Annotated in this window: 14 protein-coding genes; 5 read left to right on the top strand and 9 right to left on the bottom strand. The window is 72.9% G+C overall.

All coding sequences use genetic code 11. From position 1 onward, the window contains the following. Positions 1 to 56: 56 nt before the first annotated feature. The 6 genes from OG897_RS33930 to OG897_RS33905 all read right to left on the bottom strand — a co-directional run bounded on the left by OG897_RS33930 (position 57) and on the right by OG897_RS33905 (position 13,036). On the bottom strand, positions 57 to 3,008 hold the full coding sequence (locus OG897_RS33930; RefSeq protein ID WP_266663027.1) for a condensation domain-containing protein: 2,952 nt from the start codon (positions 3,006 to 3,008) through the stop codon (positions 57 to 59). Further along, positions 2,998 to 5,094 (bottom strand): non-ribosomal peptide synthetase, encoded by a 2,097-nt coding sequence (locus OG897_RS33925; protein ID WP_266663025.1) that lies wholly within the window; start codon positions 5,092 to 5,094, stop codon positions 2,998 to 3,000. Before OG897_RS33925 ends, OG897_RS33930 begins: the two co-directional genes overlap by 11 nt. A 1-nt stretch (position 5,095) precedes the next feature. Beyond that, a complete protein-coding gene (locus OG897_RS33920; RefSeq protein ID WP_266663723.1) occupies positions 5,096 to 7,000 on the bottom strand; it encodes a non-ribosomal peptide synthetase in 1,905 nt (634 codons plus the stop codon). Beyond that, the gene (locus tag OG897_RS33915; protein WP_266663023.1) at positions 7,000 to 10,170 is read right to left on the bottom strand and encodes an amino acid adenylation domain-containing protein; all 3,171 of its coding nucleotides are present in this window, start codon (positions 10,168 to 10,170) and stop codon (positions 7,000 to 7,002) included. Before OG897_RS33915 ends, OG897_RS33920 begins: the two co-directional genes overlap by 1 nt. Positions 10,171 to 10,356: 186 nt before the next feature. After that, a complete protein-coding gene (locus tag OG897_RS33910; protein ID WP_266663021.1) occupies positions 10,357 to 11,646 on the bottom strand; it encodes a non-ribosomal peptide synthetase in 1,290 nt (429 codons plus the stop codon). A 61-nt stretch (positions 11,647 to 11,707) separates the two neighbouring features. Further along, positions 11,708 to 13,036, bottom strand: coding sequence for an MFS transporter (locus tag OG897_RS33905; protein WP_266663019.1), 1,329 nt, complete (start codon positions 13,034 to 13,036; stop codon positions 11,708 to 11,710). A 384-nt stretch (positions 13,037 to 13,420) separates the two neighbouring features. Between OG897_RS33905 and htpG the strand changes: the two genes are divergently transcribed. Next, entirely contained in the window at positions 13,421 to 15,268 is a 1,848-nt protein-coding gene (gene htpG, locus OG897_RS33900; RefSeq protein WP_266663017.1) for a molecular chaperone HtpG, read from the top strand. Between the two features lie 105 nt (positions 15,269 to 15,373). Here the strand turns inward: htpG and OG897_RS33895 are convergent, their stop codons facing one another. Then, positions 15,374 to 16,231, bottom strand: coding sequence for a metallophosphoesterase (locus OG897_RS33895; protein ID WP_266663015.1), 858 nt, complete (start codon positions 16,229 to 16,231; stop codon positions 15,374 to 15,376). A gap of 236 nt (positions 16,232 to 16,467) precedes the next feature. Here OG897_RS33895 and OG897_RS33890 point away from each other — a divergent pair, with 236 nt between their 5' ends. After that, complete coding sequence (locus OG897_RS33890; protein ID WP_266663013.1) at positions 16,468 to 17,142, top strand: 4'-phosphopantetheinyl transferase; 675 nt, start codon at positions 16,468 to 16,470, stop codon at positions 17,140 to 17,142. 64 nt (positions 17,143 to 17,206) lie between these two features. Here OG897_RS33890 and rfbB read toward each other — a convergent pair whose 3' ends face one another. Together rfbB and OG897_RS33880 are read right to left on the bottom strand one after the other, a co-directional pair. Beyond that, complete coding sequence (gene rfbB / locus OG897_RS33885; RefSeq protein WP_266663011.1) at positions 17,207 to 18,277, bottom strand: dTDP-glucose 4,6-dehydratase; 1,071 nt, start codon at positions 18,275 to 18,277, stop codon at positions 17,207 to 17,209. Between the two features lie 87 nt (positions 18,278 to 18,364). Next, complete coding sequence (locus tag OG897_RS33880; RefSeq protein WP_266663009.1) at positions 18,365 to 19,006, bottom strand: PadR family transcriptional regulator; 642 nt, start codon at positions 19,004 to 19,006, stop codon at positions 18,365 to 18,367. Between the two features lie 130 nt (positions 19,007 to 19,136). Here OG897_RS33880 and OG897_RS33875 point away from each other — a divergent pair, with 130 nt between their 5' ends. The 3 genes from OG897_RS33875 (at position 19,137) to OG897_RS33865 (ending at position 21,968) form a co-directional block, all read left to right on the top strand. Beyond that, positions 19,137 to 20,075 carry an ATP-binding cassette domain-containing protein gene (locus tag OG897_RS33875; protein WP_266663007.1) on the top strand — a complete coding sequence of 313 codons (939 nt, stop codon included), beginning with the start codon at positions 19,137 to 19,139 and terminating at the stop codon, positions 20,073 to 20,075. A 95-nt stretch (positions 20,076 to 20,170) separates the two neighbouring features. Further along, on the top strand, positions 20,171 to 20,917 hold the full coding sequence (locus OG897_RS33870) for an ABC transporter permease (protein ID WP_266663722.1): 747 nt from the start codon (positions 20,171 to 20,173) through the stop codon (positions 20,915 to 20,917). Between the two features lie 382 nt (positions 20,918 to 21,299). Next, complete coding sequence (locus OG897_RS33865) at positions 21,300 to 21,968, top strand: hypothetical protein (protein ID WP_266663005.1); 669 nt, start codon at positions 21,300 to 21,302, stop codon at positions 21,966 to 21,968. Positions 21,969 to 21,991: the final 23 nt, after the last annotated feature.

Below are 21,991 nucleotides of genomic sequence, written 5' to 3'. Positions count from 1 at the left end.
GGGAGGAGGGAGGTCGAGTACGGGCAGTACGGGGGCCGGTACGTCGTCGGCCCTGCTCAGCGCACCATTTCCGCCAGCACCGTGCGGAAGTCCTCGCCGGGCTCCGGGCGCAGTGCGTCCGCGAGCCGGTCCGCCGCGTAGTGCCAGCGGTGGTCGAGGTCCGGGTGCACCTCGGCCGCCTGCCGTACGGGGCTGGAGCTGCCCAGCAGGTCACGGAGCGCGTCGGTGAGTTCCGGCCAGCCGACGTGGCCGCTCACGGCGTTGGCCACACCGTGCACCGGGGCGTCGAGGCACGCGGTGACCGCGCGGGCCAGCGCCGAGGCGTGCACCCAGGCGGCCCCGTACCACGCGTGGCCCTCCGTGCCCGGTGCGGGCAGGGTGATCAGGGCGTCCGCGCGGGCGGCCTGGTAGAGCAAACCCGTCGCGCCCCAGCGGAGTTGGTCGCGCAGTCGGTCGTGCGCCCCCCACACGAGGGGGGAGCGCACCACGCTCGCGCCGCCGCGCCCGCCGGTTCCGGCGGCCCCGAGGAGGATGTTCTCGCAGTCGGCCTTCCCCTGCCCGTACGGGCTCAGCGGCAGGCCGGGCGGGGCTTCCTCGGCCACCTTGTCCGTCGCGGGGCGGCCGTACGCGTCGACGCTGCTGACGAAGACGAAGGGGCCCCGGCTCCAGGCGTCGGCCATCGCCCGCATCGCCGCGACGTCCACCTCGGGCCGGGTGAAGGTGCAGGCCGCGTGGATCACCGCGTCCGCCCCGGCGACGGCGTCCCGCAGCCCGTCGAGGTCGGCGAGGTCGCCCTCCACCACCTCGACGCCGTCCCCGGCCACCAGGTGGGCGGACTCGGGGCGGGCCAGGGCCAGGACGGGGCGTCCCCGTGCGGCCAGTTCCCGCAGGACGAACGCGCCGACGCCGCCCGTGCCCCCGGTCACCAGGACGGTTCCCGGCCGTACGGTGCGTCGGCCGGTGGACCGTACGGACGCGGAACGCGCGGCGGATGCGGTTGCTGCGGCCGACTGTGCGGCGTCGCGGGTCTCGGCCCGGGTGTCCAGGAGCGCGGTCAGCGCGCGCGGGGTGCGGCACTCCATGACGTCGAGGCCGGTCAGGGGCAGAACGAGCCCGGTACGCAACCGCTCGGCGAGCTGTACGGCGGCCAGCGAGTGCCCGCCCAGCGCGAAGAAGTCGTCGTCGGGTGCCGGACGGCGGCGCAGGACGTGCGCGAACGCCTCCGCCACGGCAGCGGCGTGCGGTCCGCCGGGAGCGGCGGCGCGGGCAGGCCCGGGGCTGCCGGGCAGCGCGCTCGCGTCCGGCGAACCGTCGGGCGTACGGGGCAGCGCGTCGAGCAGCGTGACCGCGACCGGCACCTGCTCCCGGGGCAGCGAGCCCCGCAGCGCGGACCGGAGTTGGGTGGGGGAGGGGCCGATCCTGTCCCGCAGTACGGCGTACGCGAGGAGCGGGCCGCCGGGCGTGGTGAGCACGGCGGCGTCCGCGACCCGGGGGTGGGCGCGCAGAGCGGCCTCCGCCGGGTGCGGGGCGCTCCCGGCGGCCGGGGCCGCAGCCCCGGGCAGGGCGGAGATCCGCAGCGAGGCGTCGGCGGCCACGGCGGTCAGGAGCGCCGCGAAGGAGCGGCCCAGCGCCACCCCTGCCTGGTCGTCCAGCGCGGCCCGCGCGTACTGCACCAGACCTGCGGGTTCCGCCGTGTCGAACAACCCGAAGGACAGGTCGAACTTGGCATCGGGCAGGGTGACGTCGACCGCTTCGGCGTTCAGCCCCGGCAGCCGCAGCGCCGTCGGCTCGCCCAGGACGTCGGCCGTCACGCGCACCAGCGCCGTGCCGTCCGCGCCGCGCGCCGCCGCGCCGAGGCGTTCCATGACCAGGTCGTACGGAACCTGGCGGTGCTGCTGTGCCTCCAGCAGCGCGTCCCGTACGCGTTCCACCAGCTCCCCGAACTCCGGGTCGCCGCCCAGGTCCACCCGTACCGGCAGGGTGTTGACGCACAACCCCACCAGACCGGCCATCTCCCGGCCCTCGCGGTGCCCGGCCGCACAGCCGATCACCAGGTCGTCGAGGTCCGTCAGCCGGTGCAACGCGGCGAAGGCGGCGGCGAGTTGCACGGTGAACAGGGTCGCCCGGTGCTTCGCGCCGATCGCCCGCAGTGCGTCGGGCACCGCGTGGCCGAGGGGCTCGACGCGGGTGGCGGCGGGCCGCTCCGCCAGGTCGGCGGGCGGCGCGGCGGGGCGGGGGAGTGCGGGCGGGACGGCTCCGGCGAGGCGGCGGGACCAGTGGTCCAGGCTCGGACCGAAACCGTCGGCCGTCCCGGCGGTCGCACCGGTGGCCGTACCGTCGGGCGCTCCGCCGACCGTGGCGTGCTCGCGCCGGGCGAAGTCCGCGTACTGCGGGGGCGACGGGGGGAGGGCGGCCGGGGTGCCGCTGGTGGCCTGCCCGTACAGCCTCCCGATCTCGTCGGCGACCGTCACCAACGAATGGCCGTCCAGAGCGATGTGATGGAACGTCAGCAGGACGGTGTGGTCCTCGGGCCCGTGCCGCAGCACCAGCGCTCGCGGCGGAGCACCGGCGGCGAGGTCGAACGGGAGCCGGGCCTCGGCGGACAGCACGTCCGCCCAGTCGTCGTCGCCCGCGTCCCCGGTGTCGACCACGCGCACGGGGACGGAGCCCGGCGCGGGCAGCGCCTCCTGGTACGGCACGTCGTCGCGCTGCCCGTAACGGGTGCGCAGGATCTCGTGCCGGGCGACGAGCGCGGTCAGCGCCTCGCCGAGCGCGTCCAGGTCGAGCGGTCCGGTGAGCCGCGTCGCGAAGGGAACGCTGTAGACGCCGTCGCGCTGACCGAGCCGGTCCATCAGCCACATGCGCCGTTGGGCGTGCGAGAGAGGGGCCGTCGCGCGGGGCGCGGCGGCCGTCGGCGCCGCCGTCGGAGCGGTGCTCCGGGTCGAGGTCCGGGCGCGGGCGCGGCGCAGCAGTTCCTCCTGGAGTGCTGCGGGGGTGTCAAGGGACATCGGTGTGCTCCGGCGCGTCGAGGGAGGTGTCGAGGGAAGTGTCGGGGGAAGGGGCGGGTTCGAGGGATTGCGACAGCGGGTGCAGATCGGTGTGCGCCGCCAGCAGGGCCCGCTCGACGAGGGCGGCGTGACCTGCCACCGTCGGCGAGGCGAAGAAGTCGGCGAGCGACAGTTCGACGCCCAGGTCCTCGCGGAGGTCGTCGGTGACGACGAGGGCGAGCAGCGAGTGACCGCCGAGGGCGAGGAAGTCGTCATCGGGGGAGGCCACTTCACAGCCGAGCGACCGCGCCCACACCTCGGCGACGGCCTGCTGGAGCGGCGTCAGGGAGGGCGTACCCGTCCCTGCCGTTCCTGCCGCTCCGTCCTGCGCACCGGACGGGTGCACCGCACCGTGATCGGTCCCGGCACCGGAGACGGACGCCGAACCAGTACCGGAGGCCGTGACGGTGCCGAGTCCCGCGCCGGGATCGACCGCCGTACCCGGACCGGATGCCGCGTCAGGGCCCGCCCCCGGCCCGGAACCGTTCCCCGCACCGGAGCCGCGCTCCACGAGCGCCCGCCGGTCCACCTTGCCGGTCGCCGTCAGAGGCAGCCGCTCCACCACCGTCAGCTCGTCCGGCACCAGATGCGGCGGCATCAATTCGCCCAGCCAGGAACGGAGTTCGGCGGGAGAGGCGCGCAGCGTCCCGGGATCGGCCGCGTGCGACGCCCCCAGCACCACGAACGCCGCCAGCCGCACGTCGTCGGGGGTCGCGCGGCGCACCGTCACCGCCGCGTCCTCCACCTCCGGCCGCTCCCGCAGCGCGTGCTCGATCTCGCCCGGCTCGATGCGGTGCCCGCGCACCTTCACCTGGTCGTCCGTACGGCCGTGGAAGTCCAGGACCCCGTCGGCACGCACCGAGGCGAGATCGCCGGTCCGGTAGAGGCGGCCGAGTCCGGGACGCACCACAAACCGTTCGGCGGTCAGCTCCGGCTGCCCCACGTAGCCCTCGGCCAGCCGGGAGCCGCCGATCCACAGTTCGCCGACCTCACCGACCGCGACCGCGCGTCCGTCCTCGTCGAGGACGTGCGCAGTCGCTCCGGCGATCGGACGGCCCACCGGCATCGGCCCCTTGAGGTCCGCCTCCGTCACGCGGTGCGCGGTGGCGAAGGTCGTCGTCTCGGTCGGCCCGTACCCGTTGACCAGTTCCAGCCAGGGGTACGCGCGCAACACCGCCTCCGCGTGCTGGACCGACAGCGCCTCGCCGCCCACCACCACCGAACGCAGCAGCGCGAAGACCCGCGAGCGGCGGGCGGCGAGCTGGTGGAAGAGCGCCGTGGTGAAGAACGCGACGGTGACGGAGTGCCGTTCCACCTCGCGCACCAGGTCCTCGAAGGACGGCCGGTCGGCGGGGCAGACCACGACGGCCGCCCCGTTGGCGAGGGCCACCCACACCTCGAAGGTCGAGGCGTCGAACGTCGCGGGGGAGTGCAGCAGCACCCGGTCACGCGGGCCCACCGTCACGTACGACGGGTCGGCGGCCAGCGCGGCGACGGCCCGGTGCCGGACCGCCACCCCCTTGGGCCGCCCGGTGGATCCCGAGGTGAACATGATGAACGCGGCGGCGTCCTGGCCGGGTCCCGGCAACGGCGTCACCCCGTCGTACGACGGCAGGTCGGCGTCCAGCACCAGCCGGGGACCGCTCAGCCCCGCCTCCGCCAGCAGATCGCCGTCGCCGACCGTGAGCACGGCCCCGGAATCGGCGACGACCGCCTCGGTGCGAGCCTTGGGGTGCGCCGGGTCGAGCGGTACGCACACCGCGCCCGCCCACCACAGTGCGAGCTGCGCCACGACGGTGCGGGCCGAGCGCCGCGTCAGCAGGGCCACGGGCTCGCCGGGCCGCAGTCCCTTCTTCTGGAGGTGGACCGCCAAACCCTCGGACAGGGAAAGGAGTTGACGGTACGTCAGTGTCGAGTCGCCGTCGATCAGGGCGAGCGCGTCAGGCGTCAGTGCCGCCTGCCGGGCGAACAGGGTGGGCAGGGAGGGCAGCGTGGAGTGCGTGTTCGCGGGCATCTCGGACCGCGTGGAGTGTGTGTTCGCGGACATCTCAGACCGCCGCCTTCAGCGTCGCCGCACAGCGTGCGTCGAGCAGGGCGACGACCGCCCGCAGGTCGGGCTGGCGCAGCAGTTCCGGCGCGCGCAGCCGCACCCCCGCCTCCCGCTCGATGGCCGCGAGCAGCCGGGCGGCGACGAGTGACGTCCCGCCGACGTCGGTGAAGTTGTCCGTCAGGGCGACATCCGCGCGGCCGAGGAGTTCGCGTACGGTCCCCAGCACGAGCCGTTCGTTCGTCGACGCGCCCTCGACGCCGAGGGCGGCTCCGGAGGTGTCCGTCCGCTCCTCCTGCTTCAGGAGCGCGGCCCGGTCGACCTTCCCGTTGGCGTCCAGCGCGAACGCGTCCACGATCCGCACCGCCGACGGCACGGCCTGCTCCGGCAGCCAGCCGCGCACGGCGGCCAGCAGGGCGTCGGGAGCCGGGGGTGCGGCAGCACCTGCGGCGGGCAGCACGTACGCGACGAGCCGGGCGCGGCCCTCCGCGTCCCGGGGTGCCACGACGACCGCGCCGCGCACCGCCGGGTCCTGCTCCAGTGCGGCCTCGACCTCGGCGGGTTCGATCCGTACGCCACTGATCTTGACCTGGTCGTCCAGGCGGCCCAGGAAATCCAGCACCCCGTCGGCGCGCATCCGCACCCGGTCGCCGGTCCGGTACGCCCGGCCCTCTTCGGTGGGGGAGGCCGCGACGAAGCGGCGCTCCGTCAGCTCCGGGTCGAGATAGCCGATCGCCAACTGCGCGCCGCCGATGCGCAGTTCACCGTCTTCGCCGCGCGGTACGACGCGACCCTCCGGGTCGGTGACCAGCACGGACACCCCGGGCAGGGGGATGCCGATGGGCGGTGCCGCCTCCTCGTGCACGTCGGCGTCGGTGGCCCGCATGGCGTGCGTGGTGGTGACCACGGTGGCCTCGGCGGGCCCGTACGCGTTGTGCACCACGCAGGTCACGTCCGGGCCGGGGCGGCGGCGCATCCGGTCGCCGCCGACAATCAGGTGACGCAGCGTCAGGTCCTGCGGCCAGTCCGCGTCGAGCAGCGGTTCGATCATCGGGGTCGCCGAGACCGCGACCGTCACCCCGGCCTCGCGCCACCAGTCGACGAGCGCCGCAGGGTCCCAGCGGACGGCGTCCGGCGCGGGCACCAGGGCCGCGCCCGAGGTCAGCCCGGCCCACAGCTCCATCACGTGCGGGTCGAAGGCGACGCCGATGAGCAGGGACTGCCGGTCGCCGGGGCCGATCCCGGTCTCCGCGCGGTACCAGCCGAGCAGTGCGCGCAGCGCGGGCTCGGCCACGGCGACCGCCTTGGGGCGGCCGGTGGAACCGGACGTGAGGACCGCGTACAGCGCGTTCGCCGGGGCGGCGTGAGCGCCGGGCGTGGGCGGCAGGAACGCCGCGACCACCCCGGCCACCGCGTTCGCCCCCGCCTCGGGCAGCGGCAGCGCGAGGTGCTCGGCGTCCCCCTGCCCGGCCTCCCGGTATGCGGGCGGCAGCACATCCGGCGCGCCGATCAGGCACGCCACGCCGACGTCCTCGCCGACCGCCGCGAGCCTGCGCTCGCCGGGGCGCGGCCCCAGCGGCAGGCAGACCGCGCCGACCCGGGCCAGCGCGACCGTCGTCACCACGAGTGCGGCGGACCTGTCGAGGCAGACCCCGACCAGGTCGCCGGGGCGCAGCCGCCCGTCCCAGGTCCGTATCAGCGCGTCGGCCGCCGCGTCGATCTCCCCGTACGTCCAGGAGTGCGCCCCGTCGAGAACGGCGGGCGAGTCGGGAGTGCGGCGCACCCACTCCTCGTAGCGGGCGAGCACGCCCGTCGGGTCCTGGGGGGCCTCCTTGCCGTGGAGCAGGCTGGGAAGCGCGCGGGGAGTCATGTCCTGAAGTCCTTCGTCGTTCGGCAGGGTGGTCATCACGACCCCGTCGGTACGGTCGTGGCGGTCAGCGCGCGCGCCTGGTCGGCGAGCACCGGGTTCTGGAAGAGCACCCGCAGCGGCGGGCGGCTGCCGAGGTGCGGCTCCAGCCACGCCGCGAGCTGCGCGGCCAGCAGGGAGTGCCCGCCGACCTGGAAGAAGTGCGAGTCCGCCGCGAACCGGCCGTGCCCGAGCACCTCCTGCCACCCCTGCGCGAGCAGGGACAGCGCGGGGTCGTCGAAGGACGGGGAGCCCAGTTCCTCCGGAGCCGACGCGGGCTCCGGGAGGGGCTCCGCCGCCTCCAGCTCCGCGGCCAGCTTCGCCAGCGCCGTACGGTGCGGCTTGCCGCCGGGCAGCGTCGGCATCGCGTCGAGGCGCACCCAGACCCCCGGCACGAGCGCGCCGGGCAGCTTGTCGCTGAGGGCACGGTGCAGTTCCTGCTCGTCCCACGCCTCTTCGGCCCCGGTGCCGCTGCCCGCGGCCTCCAGGAAGCCGACGAGGCGAGGCGTGGAGGCGGTCGACGCGTCGAGGACGACGGCACAGGACCGTCCGCCGAGCACTGCCGACGCTGCGGCCTCCACCTCCTCCAACTCGATGCGGTAGCCGCGCAGTTTGATCTGGTTGTCGCGCCGCCCGAGGAAGCGCAGCAGCCCGTCCTGGCCCCGGAAACCGAGGTCGCCGGTCAGATAGACGCGCGCGCCCTCCAGGGCGGGTACGTGCACGAAGCGGGCGGCGGTGACCTCCGGGTTGCCGAGGTACCCCTCCGCCAACCCGGCCCCCGCCACGGCCAGTTCACCGACCGCGCCGTCCGGAAGCGGCTGAAGTCCCGCACCCAGTACGTGGATCCGCTCCCCCGGCAGCTCGGCGCCGAGCGGAATCTCCGCCGTGTCCGTCAGGCCCGCCGGATCGATCTCGTACACCGTGGAACTGATCGACGCCTCGGTCACGCCGTACGCGTTGAACACCCGCAGGCCGCTGTCGCCGCCGGACAGGAACTCCCGCAGCACGTCGGAGGGCAGCCGCTCCCCGCCGAGCACCAGCAGCCGGGGCGACCAGCCGCCCCCGTCCAGCGCCGCCCGCAGTTCCTCCCGCGTGGCGAGGAAGTAGCTGGTGGGCAGGTTCGCCACCGACACCCGCGCGTCGCCCAGGAGCTGGACGAGTTCCGATCCCGTCGGCACCTCGAACTCGGGCACCACCAGGCAGGCCCCCGCGTACAGCGACGGCAGCACCTCCTCCAGCGCCACGTCGAAGGACGGCTGCGCGAACAGCAGCGCACGGTCCCCGGCCGCGAGACCGAACCGTTCGGTGACCCCGGTCAGATGGTTGCGCAGCGCGTCGGGTCCGACCGCGACCGGCTTCGGCACGCCCGTCGAACCCGAGGTGTGGATCACGTACGCGGCGGACGGCACGGTCTGGGCCGGGGCGGCGGGCGGCAGCACCTCGTCGCCCACGGCCGCCGTCGGCAGCCCCGCCGGGACCCGTACGTCACCGTCGGCGGCGGTCAGCACCAGCGCCGGGGCCAGCCGATCGAGCAGCAGCTCCAGGCGGGCGGGCGGGTCGGAGGGCGACAGCGGACAGTACACCGCACCGCCGCGCAGACAGGCCAGCAGCGTCACCACCGAGTCCACCCCGCGCGGCAGCACCGCCGCGACCGGCTGTCCGGCCGTGACCCCGGCCGCGCGCAGCCGCCGTACGAGGGAGTCGACGCGCTCGTTCAGTTCGCCGTACGTGATCCGCCTCGCGCCCACCAGCAGCGCGGGCAGCGAAGGGTCGTGGGCGGCGACCGGGTCCAGCGGGTCGTGGGCGCTCACGATCTCGGGCTCGGCGAGCGGGGCCGCCGCCGGGGGAGCGAGCGCGGCCAGCGCCGTGCCGGGGGCGTCCAGGTAGGCGCGCAGCAGGTCGAGGAAGCGCCCGGAGAGGAGCTTGGCCACGTCCTCGCCGTACAGGTCTGCGTCGTAGTCCCAGACCAGCGTCATGCCCGCCGCACCGAGCCGGGGGCCGACCCCGCGCCGGTCGTCGGGCAGCAGGACGACGTCGAGGTCGAAGCGGGTGGTCCCGGTGTTGAAGCCCTCGAACAGGGAGACCTCCAGGCCCGGCACCTCCAGGTCGGGCAGCACCGCGTCGTGCGCGCTGAACATCACGCTGAACAGCGGGTTGTCCGCCCCCGACGTGTGCAGCCCGAGCGCCCGGGTCAGCTCCTGGACCGGCACTTCCTGGTACGGCAGGGCCCGCACCAGCGTGTCCGTCACCTCGTCCATGGTGTCCTCGGCGGGAGCGTCCGGGTCGAGGCGCAGCCGCAGCGGGATGGTGTTGACGAACATCCCCACCGCGTCCTCGAACCCGATCGGACGGTTGCCGACGGCCGTGCCGACCACCATCTCCGCACGCCCGCCGTGCCGCCGCAGCAGCTCCGCGAACAGTCCCAGCAGCGTCGCGAACGGCGTCAGACCGCGCTCCTTGGCGTGCGCCCGCAGCCGCTCGGCGAGGTCCGCGCCGATCGACTGGCGCAACTGGCCGCCGTGATGACGGCGGCTGGCCCCCGGCTGGGTCAGCCCCGGCAGCGGCATGTCGTACGAAGCGCCCGCCAACTCCCGTGTCCAGAAGTCGAGTCCGTCCTGCGAAGGTCCTGACCGGCCTGCCTGGGCGCGCACGTGGTCCGCGTAGGAGGACGCGGGCGGCAACGCGGCGCTCTCGCCCAGGACCCGGGCGCGGTAGGTGCCGAAGACGTCGGCGAGCAGGATGGCGAAGGAGTGTCCGTCGTGGATCAGGTGGTGCTCGACGTGGATCAGCCGGTGGTGGTCCGCCGCCATCCGCACCAGCGTCCAGCGCAGCAGCGGGGCCTCGAAGGTGTCGAGCGGACGCTCGGCCTCCGCCCGCAGCAGGTCCTGGAACGCGGCCTCGGGATCGTCCCGCCCTTCGAGTTCCACCCGGTGCAGCCGGGGCGGGCAGACGTCGGCGACCCGCTGCCCCGGCATCGCGCCCGGCACGGGCACGAGCTCCAGGCGGAGCCCCGGGTGCCGGTCCAGCGTGGCGGCGAGCCCGGCGTGCAGGGCGTCGGCGTCGAGGTCGCCCCACAGGTCGAGCGAGGCGGTGAAGTTGTAGGCGCGGCTGCCCGGCTGCACTTGCTCGTGCAGCCAGACGATCTCCTGCGAGGAGGAGAGGGGGAGCATGGCGATCCCTTGGGTTGGTGGGTCGTGGGTGAGGAAAGGGGCGGGGGTACGGTCGTGCCCGCCGCCCGGAGGTGTTCCGGCCGGTCCACGGGTCGCGCGGACCGCACCGGCAAGTGGTGCGTGCTGTGAGGTCAGGCGACCGGCAGGCCGCTCACGCGACCGGCACTGTCAGGCAACCGGCGCTGTTCACGCGACCGGCAGGCTGGTGCGCAGCGCCCCGGCCAGGGCGGCGAAGGCGTCCTGCGCGCGGTCGTCGTCGAGCACGGCGCGGTCCCACACCATCCGCAGGTCAAGCTCGGGCCCCTGGACGACGGAGACGGCGAACGGTGCGCGGATCCGGCGGCCGTCGACGTCGACCTCGCGGCCGGTCACCCCGTCCAGCCGCAGCAGGGGGCGGCGGCCGGCGTCGTCGACGGTCAGCAGGCCGTCCAGCGCCCCCGACCACCGGGACCCTGCGGTACGGGCCGCGTGCACGACCTCGTCGAAGGGGGTGTCGGCGCGGTCCAGGTCGTCCCACCACTGGGTGGCGGTCCGTTCGGGTGCGGGGCGCACCGAGTCGGTGGCGGCGGGGAAGACCACCGTGTTGAGGAAGCAGCCCACCACCGGCGGCGCCCCGGCCGGGCGTCCGCCCCACGGATAGCCGATCGGCGGGACCTGCCCGGCCCCGTACAGCACGGTGGCGGCGGCCCGGCAGGCGTCGAGCAGCGAGGCGAAGGGGACGCCGAACGAGTCGGCGGACAGGCGCAGCCGGGCGGAGCCGGTGGGCCGTGACTCACCCGTCGGCGGACGCGGCGCACACTCCCCTACGGTGCGCAGGCGCTCGCCCCAGTACGCGAGGGCGTCCGGGGAACTGGCCCGCCTCTCCGCCTCCAGCTGGAGCAGGACCGCCTCCCGGTACTCGGCGAGCCCGGCGGCGATCTCGTCGGCCGTCGCGTCGCCGGGGCCGAGCCGGGTCAGATAGGCGTCGCCGAGGTCCTCGACGATGCGGGCCAGCGACTGCCCGTCGCAGGCGGCGTGGTCCAGGACCACCGCGAGCACCTCATCGGCGGAGGTGTCGCGGGCGAGGAAGAGCCGCAGCGGCGGCCCGTCCGGCGACCACGCGCCCACGGCACGCCGCAGCGCGTCCCGTGCGTTCTCTCCGGGTGCCGCAAGCACCTCCTGAAGCGGTACGGACGGCTGCCCGGGACGGAGTACCGGCGTGCCCCGGACCACGTGCGTCTGCGAGTGCAGGGCCGGGTGGCGGGCGGCGACGTGCTCGGCCGCCGCCCGCAGCCGCCCGGTGTCCACGGTGCCGCGCGGGAACGCGAAGAACATCGGTACGGTGTCCGGCCGCCCGGCCGGGTCCATCGCCCGCACCAGGACGAACCGGCGCTGGGCACCGGTGACGGGCAGCAGGTCCGCGCCGCCGTCGCTCGTGGCGAGGCGCTGGAAGCGGTTCAGGTACTGGCCGGTGATGGTGGTGTCGCTGGTGTGCACGTGATCCTCTCTCGTGAATCGGAAGGGTCGGGGGGAAGTCCGGAGCAGATGGGTCCGGCCGTCACTCGACGACGGCATTCGGGCGCGGCTCCGACTCGGGTACGGGCTTGGTCTCGGGCTCTGGATCGGTCTCGGGGTCGGTCTCGGGCTCGGGCAGTTCACGCATCGTGCGCAGCCGCGAGAGCAGCAGGGGCAGCGGTACGACCAGGAATCCGGCCGCGCACACCCACAGGGCGGCGCGTGCGCCGAACCCGTCGGCGACGGCCCCTCCGACGAGGGCGCCCAACGGCAGGGTGCCCCACATCAGGAACCGCAGGGTGGCGTTCATCCGCCCCAGCAGCCGGGGCGGGCACAGCATCTGGCGGAAGCTCACCTGGGCGACGTTGTAGACGACCGCGCCGAAGAAGACCACGCCGGAGGCGACCGCGAACAGTGCCGCCGCGGCCCCCTCGCCCGACAGCGGCCACAGCAGCGCGAAGGGTCCGGTGACCAGGCACGCCAGCCAGATGATCCGGGCCTGCCCGAACCGCCGGGCCAGTCGGCCCGCGCACAGGGCGCCGGCGAGCCCGCCGACCGCCGAAGCGGACAGCATCAGCCCCACGACGCCGGGCGCCAGTCCCAGCACCCGCACCAGATAGACGGTCTGGGTGGCCATGAGCATCGCGGCGAAGAAGTTGCCGAGGCCGGTCGCGGCGGCGATGACCCGCAGCAGCGGCTGGCCGAACACGAAGCGCAGCCCCTCCGCGACGTCCTTGCGGACCGAAGCGCCGGGCACGGGGTCGGGCTTGCTCTCGGGCTGCCGTATCGCCATGAGGAACAGTGCGGAAAGGGCGTACCCGATCGCGTCGGCCACGATCGCCAGGTGCGCGCCGACGAGCTGCACCAGCCCGCCGCCGAGTCCTGGCCCTGCCACCTGGGCGGACGACCGGACGGTCTCCAGCGCGCCGTTGCCCTCGACCAGCCTCTCCCTGGGCAGGAGTTGCGGCAGGTAGCTCTGGTGCGCCACGTCGAAGAAGACCGTCGCCACACCCGTGACCAGCGCCACCACGTACAACTGCGCCATCGTCAGCACCCCGGCGAGGGCGGCCAGCGGAATGCTCGCCATCGCGGCGGCGCGCACCACGTCGGCCCGGATCATCAGCGCGCGCTTGCGCATCCGGTCGACCCAGGCGCCTGCGGGCAGGCCGATCAGCAGGAACGCGGCGGTCTCGGCTGCCGTGAGCAGCCCCACCTGGAAGGCGGGGGCCCGGAGTTCGAGGACGGCGACCAACGGAAGCGCCACGAGAGTGACTTGGGCGCCGACCTGCCCGGCCGCCGCCCCCGCGAGCAGGAATCGGAAATCGCGCAGCCGTAGGAGGCCGCCGGAAGCGGCTGGAGACGAGGTGGACATGCACGAGACCTTCATCAAGGGAAGATCTGGAGTCAAAAGAGAGAGTTCAGTTCCGGTCGTTCTTCCTGTCGAAACGCCCAAGTTCCGCAAATTATTTGGCAGATGTGGGCGAAGTGGAGATGAACGACGGGGATGGGTGGAGAGGGCCGAAGTGCTTGCCGCCGTTGCCCTGCGGGCGTGTGCGCCGTGTGGAGAGGGGGCGAGAACCAGCGAATGCGCGTATGTCCGAAAGTGGTCACTCCTCACCGAAGAATGATCATGGAGGCAACCTCAACGTCTGCGGACACGTCCGGAGTTGTCAGGAAGGTGGTACCTGGGTGTGTGCGCGCCCCCGGCCTCTGGAAAAGTGGGCGTCGTACGGACCGACACACCACAAGGGGAGTCATGACCACCGAGACGTTGGAGTTCCAGGCCGAGGCCCGGCAGTTGCTGGACTTGATGGTCCATTCGATCTACTCGAACAAGGACATCTTCCTGCGCGAACTCATCTCCAATGCTTCCGACGCCCTGGACAAACGGCGCCTGGCCGGGCTCAAGGACGAGGCACTCAGGGCGGACGACCTGCACATCGACCTCGTGGCCGACCAGGAGGCCCGCACCCTGACCGTGCGGGACAACGGGATCGGCATGACGCGCGACGAGGTGGTGGGGCTGATCGGCACCATCGCCAGGTCCGGCACGGCCGAGATGCTGCGCAAGCTCAAGGAGAGCAAGGGCAAGGACCAGAACGGCGAACAGGCCGAGCTGATCGGCCAGTTCGGCGTCGGCTTCTACTCCGTCTTCATGGTCGCCGAACGGACCACGCTGCTCACCCGCAAGGCCGGGGAGACGACCGGCGTGCGCTGGGAGTCGGCGGGCGACGGCACGTACACGATCGAAACGGTCGAGGACGCGCCCGAGGGCACGTCGGTCTGCGTGCACCTGCGGCCCGCCGACGAGGAGGACGCCCTCTACGACTACACCGACGAGCGGAAGATCCGGGAGATCGTCAAGCGGTACTCGGACTTCATCTCCTTCCCGGTCCGTCTCGGCGACGACACCCTCAACTCGATGAAGGCGCTCTGGGCGCGCCCGCGTTCGGAGGTCAGCGAGGAGGAGTACCGGGAGTTCTACCGGCACGTCAGCCACGACTGGACGGACCCGCTCGACATCATCCAGATGCGGGCCGAGGGCACCTTCGAGTACGAGGCCCTGCTCTTCCTCCCGTCGCGCGCCCCGCAGGACCTCTACCACCGGGACGCCCGCCACGGCCTCCAGCTGTACGTCAAGCGCGTCTTCATCCTCGACGACAGCCGCGAACTCCTCCCCGACCACCTGCGGTTCGTCAAGGGAGTCGTCGACGCCGCCGACCTGTCGCTGAACATCTCCCGCGAGATCCTCCAGCAGGACCGGCACATCCAGCTGATCCGCCGACGGCTGGCGAAGAAGGTGCTGTCCTCCGTCAAGGACCTGATGAAGAAGGACGCCGACAAGTACCGCACGTTCTGGCGGGAGTTCGGGTCCGTCGTCAAGGAGGGCCTCCTCGACCCCTCCGAGGACCACAAGGCGATCCTCGACATCGCCTCCTTCGCCTCCACCGGGGGCGAGGAGCCCACCACCCTGGCCGACTACCTCGACCGGATGCCCGAGGGCCAGGACAAGATCTACTTCATGACCGGCGACAGCCGCACCCAGCTCGCCAACTCCCCGCACATGGAGGCGTTCCGGGCCAAGGGGTACGAGGTGCTGCTGCTCACCGACCAGGTGGACGAGGTCTGGGTCGAGGCGGTCGGGGACTACCGGGACACGCCGTTCCAGTCCATCGCCCGGGGCGCGGTCGACCTGCCCTCCGACGAGGAGGCGTCCCCGGAGCAGGCCGAGTCCTACGCCCCCGTACTGGCCTGGCTCAACGAGACGCTCGGCGACGTCAAGGACGTACGGCTGACGACCCGGCTCACCAGCTCCCCGGCGTGCCTGGTCAGCGACAACGACGGGATCACTCCGGCCCTGGAGAAGATGTACCGGGCGATGGGCCAGGTCCTTCCGCCGGTCCAGCGCATCCTGGAGCTCAACCCGCAGCACCCGCTGGTCAGCGGACTGCGCACGGCCCACGAGCAGCGCGCCGACGACCCGTCGCTCGCCGAGTCGGCCGAGCTGCTGTACGGCACCGCCCTGCTCGCCGAGGGCGGCGACCTGGCCGACCCGGCCCGCTTCGCCTCCCTGCTCGCCGACCGCCTGAGCAAGACGCTCTGATCACGTCGCGCTGATCACGTCATCCCGTTCCGGGGCTCGTTGTACGTCCTGTACGTCAACGGGCCCCGGGCGGAGCCCCGGCCACCGGCCCCGGGCGGGGGCCCGTTACCGGCCCCGCCGCTCCGTCGGCTCGGGCAGGATGCGGCTCAGCCTGCCGGGCGGCGTCTTCCGGGACCGCCACTCGCGCGGATAGCCCACCGACACCTCCTCGAAGCGGATCCCTTCGTGGAAGGTGGTCCTGGGGATGTGGAGGTGGCCGTAGACCATGGCGGCCACCCGGAACCTGCGGTGCCAGTCGGCGGTCAGTTCCGTGCCGCACCACATGGCGAACTCGGGGTACCACAGGACGTCCGTGGGGTGGCGGTGCAGCGGGTAGTGGTTGACGAGCACCGTGGGCAGGTCCTCGGGCAGCTCCGCCAGCCGTCGTTCGGTCTCGGCCACCCGGGCGCGGCACCATGCCTCGCGGCTCGGGTAGGGGTCCGGGTGGAGCAGGTACTCGTCGTTGCAGACGACACCGGTCTTGTGCGCGTACGCGAGCCCCTCGGCCTTGGTCGCGCAGCCCTCCGGCAGGTAGCTGTAGTCGTACAGCAGGAACAGCGGGGCGACCGCGACCGGCCCGCCGGGGCCCTCCCACACCGGGTAGGGGTCCTCGGGAGTGATCACGCCCAGCTCCCGGCAGGTCTCGACCAACTGCTCGTAGCGGGCGACGCCCCGCAGAGTGACGGTGTCCGACGGGTGGGTCCACAGTTCGTGGTTGCCGGGGGCCCAGACGACCTTGCGGAAGCGGCCCGCCAGCGTCTTGAGGGCCCAGCGGACGTCCTCGACCGTCTCGGCGACGTCCCCGGCCACGAGCAGCCAGTCCTCGTCGGACTCGGGCGTCATCCCTTCCACCAGGGCGCGGTTCTCGGCGTAACTGATGTGCAGGTCGCTGATGGCCAGCAGGCGTCCGGCTCCGTCGGCCATCGGTCCTCCTCGTTCGTTCGCGCACAGGTGATCACCACTACGAGACCACACCGTACGACGTTCGCGAAAGTGTTCAAGTGAACTCACCGCCCCGGGGGTTGGGGTCAGGGGTCGGGTGCGCGGAAAGTTAGGGGTGTTGTACGGGGTGAGGTGCTGCCTACGGTGCGGAGGTCCGCCCGCGCCCGACACCCACCGGGCGCGCGGCCAGGGGACCACCGACTCACCGGGGAGGGCAGATGATCGAACGGATACTTCCGGGTCGCGTCGTCGCGTACGAGACGTTCACGGACCCGCCGGAGGCGGCGCTCCTCGCCGAGGAGGAGCCCTACGTCCGGGACGCCGTGCCGAAGCGGCGCGACGAGTACACCACCGGCCGCCACTGCGCCCGCCGGGCACTCACGGGCCTCGGCCTCCCCGAGCGGCCCTTGCTGAGCGGCCCCCGGGGGGAACCGCTGTGGCCCGACGCGGTGGCCGGAAGCATCACGCACTGCGACGGCTACCGGGCGGCGGCCGTCGCCCGCACCGAGGACGTCGTCTCGCTGGGCATCGACGCCGAAGTCCATCAGCCCCTGCCCGACGGCGTCCTGGAGGCGGTGGCGCTGCCGGAGGAGCAGAACAGCATCGAGGCGCTGCTCCGCCGCGAGCCCGGGGTTTGCTGGGACCGGCTGCTGTTCAGCGCCAAGGAGTGCGTCTACAAGACCTGGTACCCGATCACCCGGCGGCCGCTGGGCTTCGATGAGGCGACCATCGCCTTCGACCCCGTCGGCGGCCGTTTCACGGCACGGCTGGCGGATCGCAGCGTACGGGGAGTCCCGGGCGCGCCAAGGGAGTTGACCGGCCGCTGGACGGTGGGCGACGGGCTGGTCCTCGCCGCGATCGTCCGTACCGCCGATCCCGTGCGCGGAGCCTGACGCACCGCCGGACCCGCGCACGGGGCACGAGCTGCGCACCCGGCAGCCGTGCGCGGAGCCTGACCTACGGCCTGACCTCCGCGCCCGGCAGCCGCGCCCGGAGCTTCAGCGGCTCCCACCACGCACGGTTCTCCCGGTACCAGGCGACCGTCGCCGCCAGCCCCTCCTCCATCGTGTGCTGCGGCTTCCAGCCCAGTTCCGCGCGGATCTTGCCGTCGTCGACGGAGTACCGCAGGTCGTGGGCCTTGCGGTCGGCGACCTGCCGGACGCGGCTCTCGTCGGCCCCGCACGCGTCCAGGAGCCGTGCGGTCAGCTCCCGGTTGGTCAGTTCGGTGCCGCTGCCGATGTTGTAGACCTCCCCGGGACGGCCGTCGGCGAGGACCGTGCACAGGGCCCGGCAGTGGTCCTCCACGTGCAGCCAGTCCCGGACGTTGCGCCCGTCCCCGTACAGCGGCACGTCGAGCCCGTCCAGCAGCCGGGTCGTGAACAGCGGGACGACCTTCTCGGGGAACTGGTACGGACCGTAGTTGTTGGAGCAGCGGGTGACCCGGACGTCCAGAGAGTGCGTGCGGTGGTACGAGAGCGCGACCAGGTCGGAGGACGCCTTGGAGGACGCGTAGGGGGACGTGGGCCGCAGCGGGTGCTCCTCGTCCGTCGAACCCCGGGGCACGGAACCGTAGACCTCGTCCGTCGACACGTGCAGGAAGGTCCGTACGGAGTGCCGCAGTGCCCCGTCCAGGAGGGTGCCCGTACCCAGCACGTTGGTGCCGAGGAACTCGGCGGCGCCCGCGATGGACCGGTCGACGTGCGACTCGGCCGCGAAGTGCACCACCGCGTCCCGGCCGGGCATCAGCTCGCCGACGAGCCGTGCGTCCCGGATGTCGCCGTGCACGAGGACGAGCCGGGGGTCGTCGGCCACCGGAGCGAGGTTCGCCCGGTTGCCCGCGTACGTCAGCGCGTCGAGGACCGTGACCGACGCGACCGGCAGCGGCGCGTCCGGCCCGAGGAGCAGCCGGACGAAACAGGAGCCGATGAACCCGGCTCCACCGGTGACGAGGACGTCGAGGGGACGGCCCGGGGGCTCGCCGAGCCCGCTCCGGGGCTCGCCCGGAGGCCGGTTCGGGAGGTGGCTCATGGAGTGATCTGCACCTTGCTGTGGTCGCCGACGAGGGGACGAGGCGAGGGGACGAAGCGGGGGGACGAAGCGGGGGGACGATGCGTCCTAGCTTGCGTCCCCGGGGTGCGGCTGCCCCGTCGCGTACGGGTTCGGGTCGTCCTCCGCCAGCACCCCCACGAAGGGTTCGCCCTCGCCCGCGAAGGTGTACGCGCCGCCCTCGATCCGCGCGATCAGGCCGCGGGTCCATTCCGCGCCGCTGTCGGCCAGGTGCAGCCACATGTTCATGATCTCGCCGATGTGCCCGAGCTGGGCGGGCCCGGCCTCCGGCAGGTAGTAATCGGTGACCCCCGCCCGCCAGTCCGCGAGCCCCCTGACCCGCTCCTTGAGCAGCGCGACGGCTTCCTCGCGCGGCAGGTCGACGATGAAGCCGACGCCTGCCGACAGCACGTCGACCTTCTGGTCGTGCGAGGTCAGGGACTCGCGCAGCAGCGTGAAGTACTCCTCGGTGCCCTTGTCGGTGACCTCGTACTCGACCCGGGGCGGGCCGCCCACCGTGCTCGGCGCCACCTCGTGCGCGACGAGGAGTCCCTGCTTGGCCATCTGCTTGAGCGCGTGGTAAATCGACCCCGGCTTCGCGTTGGACCACTCGTGGGCGCCCCAGAACTCCAGGTCGTTGCGCACCTGATAGCCGTGGGCCCGTCCGTGCTGGCGCACCGCCCCCAGTACCAGCAGCCGGATCACCGACATGAGCACCCACATCCTGACTTGTTGATCAACGTTGACTAGACCGTAACAGTAATCAAGTTTGACTAATCCTGGAACCCCGGTTACCTTCTCGGAGCTAGTCAAGTTTGACCACCAAGGTGAGGGGAACATCTTGACCGACCGCGATCCGGCGATCGTCGCCGAAGGACTGCGGAAGAAGTACGGGGACAAGCAGGCCCTCGACGGCCTCGATCTCACCGTCCCGCGCGGCACCGTCCAGGCGGTCCTCGGACCGAACGGCGCGGGCAAGACCACGTCCGTCCGCATCATGTCCACGCTGCTGCGCCCCGACGAGGGCCGCATCGTGGTGGCGGGGATCGACGTCAGGACCCGCGCCGCCGAGGTGCGCTCGCGCATCGGACTGCTGGGTCAGCACGCCGCCGTCGACGAGGAGCTCAGCGGCCGCCAGAACCTGGAGATGTTCGGCCGCCTCTACCACCTGGGCGCACGCCGCGCGGGTGCGAAGGCCGACGAACTCCTCGCCCGGTTCGACCTCACGGACACCGGAAAGAAGGCCGTCAAGCAGTACAGCGGCGGCATGCGGCGCAGGCTCGACCTCGCCGCCTCCCTCATCTCGGAACCGGAGGTGCTCTTCCTCGACGAACCCACCACCGGCCTCGACCCGCGCGGCCGCACGGAAGTGTGGAACGCGGTCCGTTCCCTGGTCGGCGGCGGCACGACCGTACTGCTGACCACGCAGTACCTGGAGGAGGCCGACCAACTGGCCGACCGGATCTCGGTGATCAACCACGGCAAGGTCATCGCCGACGGCACCGCGGACGAGCTGAAGTCCAGGACGGGCGGCGACCGCATCGACGTCGTCCTGCACGACCCGGCCCAACTGGCGCTCGCCGCCTCGCTGTTGCCCGGCGAAGCCACCGTGGACGAGGACCGGCTGCTGATCAGCGCCCCGGTCAGCGACCGCATGACAGCACTGACCGAGACCGTACGGGCCCTGGAGGCGGCCGACATCGACGCCCAGGACGTCGCGGTACGCCGCCCCACGCTCGACGAGGTCTTCCTGCACCTCACGAAGGAGGACGCCGCATGAGCACGACCCACCTGAGCACACCCCACGAAACCGCCGCCCGCACCCCCCGCGTCAAGGCCCCCGTGCTGGGCTGGGCCGCCGCCGACTCCTGGACGATGACCCGGCGCGAACTGGCGCACTGGGCCAGGCAGCCCGTACAGGTCGTCGTCGGGCTGGTCTTTCCCGTCATGATGCTGCTGATGTTCAGCTACCTCATCGGCGGCGGCCGGGGCGTCGAAGGCGACTTCACGGCCTACCTGGTCCCCGGCATGCTCACCATGACCATGGCATTCGGCCTCGAAGCGACGATGCTCTCGGTCACCCAGGACCTCGGCAAGGGCGTCATCGACCGGTTCCGCGCGATGCCGATGAACTCGGGCGCGGTCCTGGTCGGACGGAGCATCGCCGACATGCTCCAGTCGGTGGTCGGCCTGACCGTGATGATCGGCGTCGGCTACGTCATCGGCTGGCGCTGGCACAACGGCTTCGCCTCCTTCCTCGGAGCCGTCGGCCTGCTCCTCCTCCTGCGCTTCGCGATGCTGTGGATCGGCATCCACCTGGCGATGGTCGCGGGCAAGCCGGAACTGGTGCAGGCGGTGCAGATCCTGGTCTGGCCCGTCAGCTTCCTCTCCAACGCCATCGCCTCCCCCGAGTCGATGCCCGCCTGGCTGGGCGCGATCGTCGAGTGGAATCCGATGTCCGCGACGGCCACCTCGGTACGCGGTCTGTTCGGCAACCCGGGCGGGACAGGCACCTCCTGGGCGGCCGAGAACGCCGGACTCCTCGCGGTGGCCTGGCCCGCGGTTCTGGTCGCCGTGTTCTTCCCCCTGGCGGTACGGCGCTTCCAGGGCCTGAGCCGCTGACGCACCGCGCCGGGTGACGCACCACCCGCTCCTCGGGCCGGTGCGTCACCCGGCGCGGCCGAACGCCGTACCCGAACGCGGCCGACTGCCGTACTGATCGTGGCCGACTGCCGTATCGAATACGGCACTCCACCCGGCCCGTCGTTCTCGTCGTGATCCTCCCGGGCTTCGGCTTCGCGCACAGGGCGGACCCACGGTGGCGTTCTCCCGTTGGCGTGGCCGTCGGCCTGAACGGAGCCGCGCCCGTGCGTGTGCCGTGCGGCAATCAGGGGTAGAGCGCGGGGGGCCCGAGAGGCGCGAGTGAACTCCCGGGCCCACCGCCGCCACGGGACGTTCCCCGGCGGTACCCTGCACCGCTCCGGACCTCGGCGCACCCCTCACGGTGCGCAAGCAGAAGGGCGACGACGCCGTGAAGAGCCCCACGAAGAGCCCGAAGAGCCCCACGGAGAGACCCGCCCACCCGGCCCGCATCGGCCTCGCTCTGGCAGCAGCCCTGGCGACGACCGCGCTCTGCGCCACCGCCTCCGCCGCGCAATCCCCGGACGCGAGCACGGAGAACGCTTCCGCGCGTACCCAACTCCCTTGCCCCGTCGTGTACTTCGACCTGGGTGAAACCCTCATCCACACCGCCGAGGACGGCAGCACCGGCTACCAGTCCCGGGCCGCCGCCTACCTGCGCTCCCTGCACGAACGCCACATCACGGTCGGTCTGATCACCAACGTCCCGTCCGCCTGGGGTGCGACCGACGCCGAACGCGCCGCCCGGCTGAGGACCGAGGTCGACGCCACGTGGCGCGGCTCGACTCCCTTCGCCTGGAAGGACTTCGGCGACCGCGTCCTCACCCCGCGCACCGAGGCGGAACGCAAGCCCGCCGCCACCCTCTGGCAGCGTGCCAGGGCGGGCTCGGGCGACTGCCGACTCGTCTTCCAGGGCGAGAACCCCGCAGAGGTCAAGGTCGCCGCCTCGCTCGGCTTCGTGTCGTACCAGGTGGGACAACCACACCGTCCGACGTTCCTCCCGGCGGGCCTGATCGGCCTCCTCGACCACTGACCCGCCCGCACACCGTCCCACCC

It is taken from the genome of Streptomyces sp. NBC_00237 (assembly GCF_026342435.1).
Taxonomy (GTDB): domain Bacteria; phylum Actinomycetota; class Actinomycetes; order Streptomycetales; family Streptomycetaceae; genus Streptomyces.
This window is presented reverse-complemented; position numbering and strand designations above follow the sequence as displayed.

Excerpts from the sequence above, each read along its gene's own strand:
- OG897_RS33930 (WP_266663027.1), bottom strand. The coding sequence starts at position 3,008 with ATGTCCCTTGACACCCCCGCAGCACTCCAGGAGGAACTGCTGCGCCGC.
- OG897_RS33925 (WP_266663025.1), bottom strand. The coding sequence starts at position 5,094 with ATGTCCGCGAACACACACTCCACGCGGTCCGAGATGCCCGCGAACACG.
- OG897_RS33920 (WP_266663723.1), bottom strand. The coding sequence starts at position 7,000 with ATGACCACCCTGCCGAACGACGAAGGACTTCAGGACATGACTCCCCGC.
- OG897_RS33915 (WP_266663023.1), bottom strand. The coding sequence starts at position 10,170 with ATGCTCCCCCTCTCCTCCTCGCAGGAGATCGTCTGGCTGCACGAGCAA.
- OG897_RS33905 (WP_266663019.1), bottom strand. The coding sequence starts at position 13,036 with ATGTCCACCTCGTCTCCAGCCGCTTCCGGCGGCCTCCTACGGCTGCGC.
- htpG (WP_266663017.1), top strand. The coding sequence starts at position 13,421 with ATGACCACCGAGACGTTGGAGTTCCAGGCCGAGGCCCGGCAGTTGCTG.
- OG897_RS33895 (WP_266663015.1), bottom strand. The coding sequence starts at position 16,231 with ATGGCCGACGGAGCCGGACGCCTGCTGGCCATCAGCGACCTGCACATC.
- OG897_RS33890 (WP_266663013.1), top strand. The coding sequence starts at position 16,468 with ATGATCGAACGGATACTTCCGGGTCGCGTCGTCGCGTACGAGACGTTC.
- rfbB (WP_266663011.1), bottom strand. The coding sequence starts at position 18,277 with ATGAGCCACCTCCCGAACCGGCCTCCGGGCGAGCCCCGGAGCGGGCTC.
- OG897_RS33880 (WP_266663009.1), bottom strand. The coding sequence starts at position 19,006 with ATGTCGGTGATCCGGCTGCTGGTACTGGGGGCGGTGCGCCAGCACGGA.
- OG897_RS33870 (WP_266663722.1), top strand. The coding sequence starts at position 20,171 with ATGACCCGGCGCGAACTGGCGCACTGGGCCAGGCAGCCCGTACAGGTC.